The sequence below is a fragment of the Cryobacterium tagatosivorans genome, assembly GCF_004402215.1.
In the GTDB taxonomy this organism is placed as follows: Bacteria; Actinomycetota; Actinomycetes; order Actinomycetales; family Microbacteriaceae; genus Cryobacterium; species Cryobacterium tagatosivorans.
On sequence record NZ_SOEZ01000055.1, the window covers coordinates 1 to 5430 of the forward strand.

8 protein-coding genes and 1 pseudogene are annotated in these 5430 nt (G+C 61.9%); 1 reads left to right on the top strand and 8 read right to left on the bottom strand.

What is annotated here, in order from left to right; genetic code table 11:
• Positions 1–347: 347 nt before the first annotated feature.
• From E3O23_RS11335 to E3O23_RS11345, 3 genes are all read right to left on the bottom strand, one after another.
• Entirely contained in the window at positions 348–1103 is a 756-nt protein-coding gene (locus E3O23_RS11335) for a hypothetical protein (RefSeq protein ID WP_134491100.1), read from the bottom strand.
• Positions 1104–1135: 32 nt separating this feature from the next.
• Entirely contained in the window at positions 1136–1519 is a 384-nt protein-coding gene (locus tag E3O23_RS11340; RefSeq protein ID WP_134491102.1) for a hypothetical protein, read from the bottom strand.
• 221 nt (positions 1520–1740) lie between these two features.
• Positions 1741–2088, bottom strand: coding sequence for a helix-turn-helix domain-containing protein (locus tag E3O23_RS11345; protein ID WP_198415180.1), 348 nt, complete (start codon positions 2086–2088; stop codon positions 1741–1743).
• Between the two features lie 300 nt (positions 2089–2388).
• Between E3O23_RS11345 and E3O23_RS11350 the strand changes: the two genes are divergently transcribed.
• Positions 2389–2934, top strand: coding sequence for a hypothetical protein (locus E3O23_RS11350; RefSeq protein WP_134491104.1), 546 nt, complete (start codon positions 2389–2391; stop codon positions 2932–2934).
• 210 nt (positions 2935–3144) lie between these two features.
• Here the strand turns inward: E3O23_RS11350 and E3O23_RS11355 are convergent, their stop codons facing one another.
• The 5 genes and pseudogenes from E3O23_RS11355 to E3O23_RS11370 form a co-directional block, all read right to left on the bottom strand.
• Positions 3145–3369: a hypothetical protein gene (locus E3O23_RS11355; protein WP_134491106.1), complete on the bottom strand. Its 225-nt coding sequence runs from the start codon at positions 3367–3369 to the stop codon at positions 3145–3147.
• Between the two features lie 265 nt (positions 3370–3634).
• Positions 3635–3799 carry a DUF2207 domain-containing protein gene (locus tag E3O23_RS18160; protein ID WP_166790493.1) on the bottom strand — a complete coding sequence of 55 codons (165 nt, stop codon included), beginning with the start codon at positions 3797–3799 and terminating at the stop codon, positions 3635–3637.
• Positions 3800–3858: 59 nt separating this feature from the next.
• Positions 3859–4032 carry a CsbD family protein gene (locus E3O23_RS11360; protein ID WP_134491108.1) on the bottom strand — a complete coding sequence of 58 codons (174 nt, stop codon included), beginning with the start codon at positions 4030–4032 and terminating at the stop codon, positions 3859–3861.
• A gap of 282 nt (positions 4033–4314) precedes the next feature.
• The gene (locus E3O23_RS11365) at positions 4315–5133 is read right to left on the bottom strand and encodes a glutamate--cysteine ligase (RefSeq protein ID WP_134491110.1); all 819 of its coding nucleotides are present in this window, start codon (positions 5131–5133) and stop codon (positions 4315–4317) included.
• 62 nt (positions 5134–5195) lie between these two features.
• Positions 5196–5333 (bottom strand): annotated as a pseudogene (locus tag E3O23_RS11370) (IS30 family transposase); the annotation flags it as partial.
• Positions 5334–5430 lie beyond the last annotated feature (97 nt).

Here is a 5430-nt window from a genome sequence, read left to right on the forward strand (position 1 = left end):
ATCTCCAAGTGGCCCGCCAAACGTCTCCACCACGCCCAATGGCCACAACCCCTGAACACCTCAGAAATCACCATTCAAACGCTTAACTGAACGGTATTGAGGCTAAGCCGGCAGTCGCCGCTCCTCCTCTCGGGGAAGGGACCTCCTACGGATATGCCCCGCGGAGACTGGCCTGCACAGCCCGCTTGGCCAAGAGAGTCACCTTTACCCCGCCCGTAAGGAAATCCCGCTCACATGCGTCCTGCGGGACACCCGTCGAGACTCGCTCTGTCTTTCAACTAGCGAGACAGGTGAAATCCCGCGCGAAACCGCCGACACGCGAGATTCAGCGTTTCTGCTTTCCGTGGTCAACGAGTCTGGATCTTGCAGAACTCCTGTGCCGTTTTCAAGTCCGCGTCACGCTCGGCGACGGCGATGTCGTCGGTGATATTGATCGGCTCGTCCAACCCTGCGTCGGTCGCGGGCATCCAATACGCCCAGCATGTTCCGGTTCCGCCGGTGGGGTGCCCGTGCTTGGAGGTGAAGCGAACCCCGAGGGGCTGCGTACCGTCAAAAAGTGTCACCGTGTCTCTGAGCCACCCCGCGATCAAGGTGGTGATCGCCCGGTCGTCACTTGTGACGTGGGCGACGGTGAGGCCTCCGGTAACACCCAGGTCAGTCAGTTCGCTGTCGAGGTGCGCGGACAGCGCCGCGAGGGTTCTGGTTGATGTAATGTCCACCCACCAACCAGACGGATAGTTCAGGCGATAGATAACCCGGCCATCTCGCCACACTTTCGGTAGCCACCTGGCCCGCATCGTTCCGGCCTCATCCCAGTCGGCGACGACCATGGCCCAGTACTCATCGAGCGGGACACCCATCGCATCCGCGTCTTTCTGCAGGGCGCGACGGGCGCCGTTGATTTCGGTACGGTACGGAGCCAGAAGCTCCATGAAAGACGTGAGCCGGTCGTCAGTGGAGTACAGAGTGCGCCCGACAGTATCGAAACGGCTCCAACCGGCAGGGTCGAGAGAGCCGTCAGGTTCTAGTTCTCGGGGCACCGGGGCGAGCGGCCCGAACGAAGTACGAGCAATGCGGTAGTTGCCAGGCATCGGATCATCCACGAGCTCCAGCCCAGAGCGGGCACAAACCTGCATCAGCCGGAGAAGGAATCGTCGATGACGGCCTGAGCCGCTGTGGCTACGTCCTTGAACCGGTCTTCACGAATGGCGGTGACCGGGGTGTCATATCCGAGCCACGGGTTCGCTCCAATGAACCAGGCGCGGGCGACGTGCTCACCTTCAGCCTCGGCCAGCATCGTCCACTGCTCGTAGGCGAACTGAAGGCGTCGCATCGCCTCGTTCTTCGGCGCGGGACCATCGGTCTTCGCCCACCGGTACGGGAGTTTCGCGTCTTTGCTCCCGGATAGAGAGGCAACAAGAGTCCCGCCCAGGGCCCCATTCAATCGGCGAGTGATCTCCCGAATGTCGAGCTTGATCATCCTCGTGTGGGCGGTGGTGACGTGCGTCGTGATAGCCATGTGATCCTTCAATCGCCGGTGGAATCCGAGAAAAACCCGCATAACCACTTCAATACCACCAGTATTACACCCAATTCTGGGTTTTGACCCGGCGGACGCGACTCGATCTCGTATTCTCGGACGATTCCGGCACCGCTGAAATTCGACGCTCCCGACTGGCCTGAACGCATAGCGAGCAGCATCCGTGGCCAAACAGTTGGCTGCGGCCGGAGTGGGGTCCGCTATCGAACGGCAGCGAACGCGCGAGCGGCGGCCAGCACGCGAGGGCCGACTTCATCCGGGTTGCCCTCACGGATGAGCCGCGCCGGCGCCGTGTCTTCGAGCTGGGGATTCATCCCCTGAAACCAAGCTTGGACCACCGCCGGCTGGTCCCGTTCGTTGAGCAGACCAGCGACCTGGTAAGCGAGCCTCAACCGGCGAATCGCGTCCGCTGGTGGCTTACGGGTGCCATCGGCCCACTGTCGTACGGCGCGGGTTTCGGTCACGGAACCCAGATAGGCAACCAGCTGGGCGCCCAAGAGCTCGCGCATCTGGCCGACAAGTTCAGTGGTGTCCGAACGAATGGACATTTCGTACGCCCTCAGTCCGGGCTGGGGTAGTGACATGTGCATAAGTTTAGCCATTTACCACGGTGCATGACACTTTGATCACACCCGGAATCCCACCCAATATGACCGATAATGGATATTATGACAGCTTGACTCCGGCATGTTCGCATGATTTGCAGAATAGGACTCCCCTGATAAGTGCTCCGTCTGGGGCAAAAGACAGCACGAACTTCCACGGATCCACTGGGAGGCAGCGGGTGCTGCTGGCATTGGCATGCGTTTCGCGAGCGATGTTCAACGTCGGGAACTTCGTGTCGAGCCATGGTGGAGAAAGAACGGGTGTCCTACACTGGCCGGCGAAAGCACCTCGTGAGCGGAAGGAATGCTGGCCCAGACGAAGTCCCCGCTGTGGACCACAAAGAAGGGAAAATCGTGGTCGACTTTACGAGCGACGATCTGTGCGACGCCCTTGTGATTGACCCCGAGGGTAATGAGATCGGCACGCTGGTCCGAATCTACGTGAACCCCGTCCATCGATCCCCTCAGTGGGCTAGCGTGCGTACGGGGATACTCGGGTCGGCCAAATCATTCGTACCGCTCGACGGCGCGCAGTGGGACGGCGTCCACCTCCGCGTAGCGATCAATAAGTTCCTCATCATCAAGGCTCCCCATTTGGACAACCAGGATGACGACGAATTGACCGAACCCGACACCGATTCTCTGGACGAGTATTACGCCATCTCAAACGGCACCGACCGGTGCAAGGCTGCCGGGCTCCGTGACGACGCCCCGACACACCATGCTCGCGCCCCTGACCCGACCGTCGCCCGGGAGACCAATGCGCCTATTGCAGGATTTGCAGAATAGAGCTCCAGCAAGAACGTCCACGGATTCAATCCCCACCTACGGCTGGTAGCCGCCGGCGTCCGCGTTGTGGCCCGGTGGGTTTCCGCTGATGAGCGTTCTCTCTTGTGAGCTGTTCACCATCGGGGTCGAGGCACGCAGGCGGCCTTGCGATCGTCAGCGGTCGCGAACTGGTCATCCAGTTTCTGCTTGGCGGGGTTGACCCCGGCGCCGTCACTCGTCTTCGCTGGGCTTTCTTTCGGCGGCGTTTTCGGCAACTGCTGGCAGGTCTGCCTGCTCCATGTTTTCGATGTGAGTCAGGGACGGGTACGGACCTACTTCGGTTTCGCCCTCTACTGACATATCTCCAACCGGGCTGTCCGCGTCCGGCTCGCGTGGCTTCGCAGACTGGGACGTCCCGCTTTCATCAGATACTGGTGTCGCTATCTCTTCGCTCATGGTGGACCTCCGCACGTCGATTCGCGAACGCTTCGCTGCTGGTGAGAATATGCCTGTGGTCAGCGCGCGTCCAGTGCACGATTCAACGGTTGCCGCGGCGGGTGTGGGCATTGCGATCTGGACTGATGGTCCTGGCAATTCTGCGACAGGCACAACAGGAACGCGGATTTCGGCTGGGTCTTATCGAGCACCTGTGAGCCCAAACAGCCGCCGCAGGAACCAAGACCAGCCTTGCATCGTGGCTTCGGCTGGGTTCACGCGCCTGTTACGCGCCTCGACGACCAGACATCGAGCGCACCAAGAACGCAATGACCGCTATCACCAGCAGGATCACACCCACCCACAATAGGAAGTTCAGCGACTGCACAAAACCGCCCGTCAGCAAGAGGACGATCGCGATGATGGCCACGACGATGAGCAGCATGTTCATGGTGTTCCTTTCCGTTGTTCCCGGAAGGTCCGGGCACCTGAGTGTACCGGGCGCGTTCGCTATTTCTTGAACACGTCTTTCACATGTTCGCCGGCCTGCTTCAGACTCGCCTTGGCCTGGTCGGTCTTGCCTTCAGCCTCGAGCGACTTGTCCCCCGCGATCTTGCCCGCGCTCTCCTTGAGCTTTCCCGCGGCCTTCTCAGCCGCGTTCTTGATCTTGTCAGCCTCACTCATTGTTTCCACCTCTCGTCAGTCGAAGACAGTGAGGCCGCGCCGGCTGATCGGATCTTCAGCGTTCTGGACGAGCCCCTTTCCGGCGACGATACCCTCGCGTTGGGGCTGCAACAATGAGCTGGCCTCCGGCTCCCGGCTCATCCACCGGCGATTCCGACCCACGACCTGCGGGGAATCCGCGCTGGATGGGCCCTCCGGTCAGCGAACCATTTCCAGGCAGGCTTCCGATTGTTGGGACGAGGGACAATTGGCGGTCGTGTGTCGCTGCTGCGCTTTTGCAACTCAACCTGTGCTGAGGATCCCGGCGCCGGCGGGGTTCCCGCCAAGAGGCTGCGAGCGGCGGCTGGAACGGATGGCGTCGGTGACCACGGCGGATAGCTTTCCTGTGCGTGCGAGCGTGGCGCGTTGCCGGCCTTCCCCGGTGCCCCGCCGCATGATGGCAGCCAGCCCGGATCGCACGCGGTGGAGATCCCCGGAATCGGCCAGGGCGGCCCGGACGTGGTTGAGGAGGGCCTCGATGATGTCCGGCGCCGGTTGCGGCCGGTTGTCCACGGGATGCAGGAGATCACCGTTAATGCCAGACCGGCTGGCCCGCCAGAGGGCCAGCCGAAGCAATGCGGCCGGGACCGGGCGAGGAGGGATGCCCTGCCGCCATTCTCTTGCGGCCGTCTCCACCAACGCACGGACCAGCCCCGCGATGAGGACGGCGTCCTCGGCGTACAGGCAGACATCGCTCACACGGACCTCCAGGGTGGGGTACTTCCGGGACAGCCGGGCGTCAAAGTAGACCATCCCTTCGTCCAGCAGAACTCCGGATGCGACATACCCGGCGATCAGGGAATGGTACCTGGCAGCCGAGCCGAACAACTCGACCGGGCCAGCTGTCGGCCACCGACCCCAAGCCTGTGTGCGGTAGCTGGCGTACCCGGTGTCAGCGCCGTTCCAGAACGGCGAATTCGCACTCAAGGCCGCCAGCACCGGAAGCCAGATGCGGATCCGGTCCAGAACCGCCACGCCTTCCTCGTCCGAACCGACGGAGACGTGCACGTGGAGCCCGCACGTTAACTGTTCCCTCGCGGTAAGGCCGAAGCCGTCCATCATGGCCGCATATCGGGGACCACGTGTGGGGCGGTTTCAAGTAGTCGTTGCAACACTGCGGTGAATTAGGCCGGGATTAGTAGATCACGGATCCGCTCGGCCGGGGTGTCCCAATCGAGGGTTTTGCGAGGACGGCCGTTGAGTTCCTGGGCGACGTGCTCCAGATCTTCCAGCCCGTAGGTGGACAGGTCGGTGCTTTTCGGGCGCCTCTCTGGTCAAGTGGCGTCGTGGGTAGGCTTTGTTGTGGTGGGTCCGGTCAGTGACTTTTCCAAAGAGCCGGTGCTGGGATGCGAGCCGGTC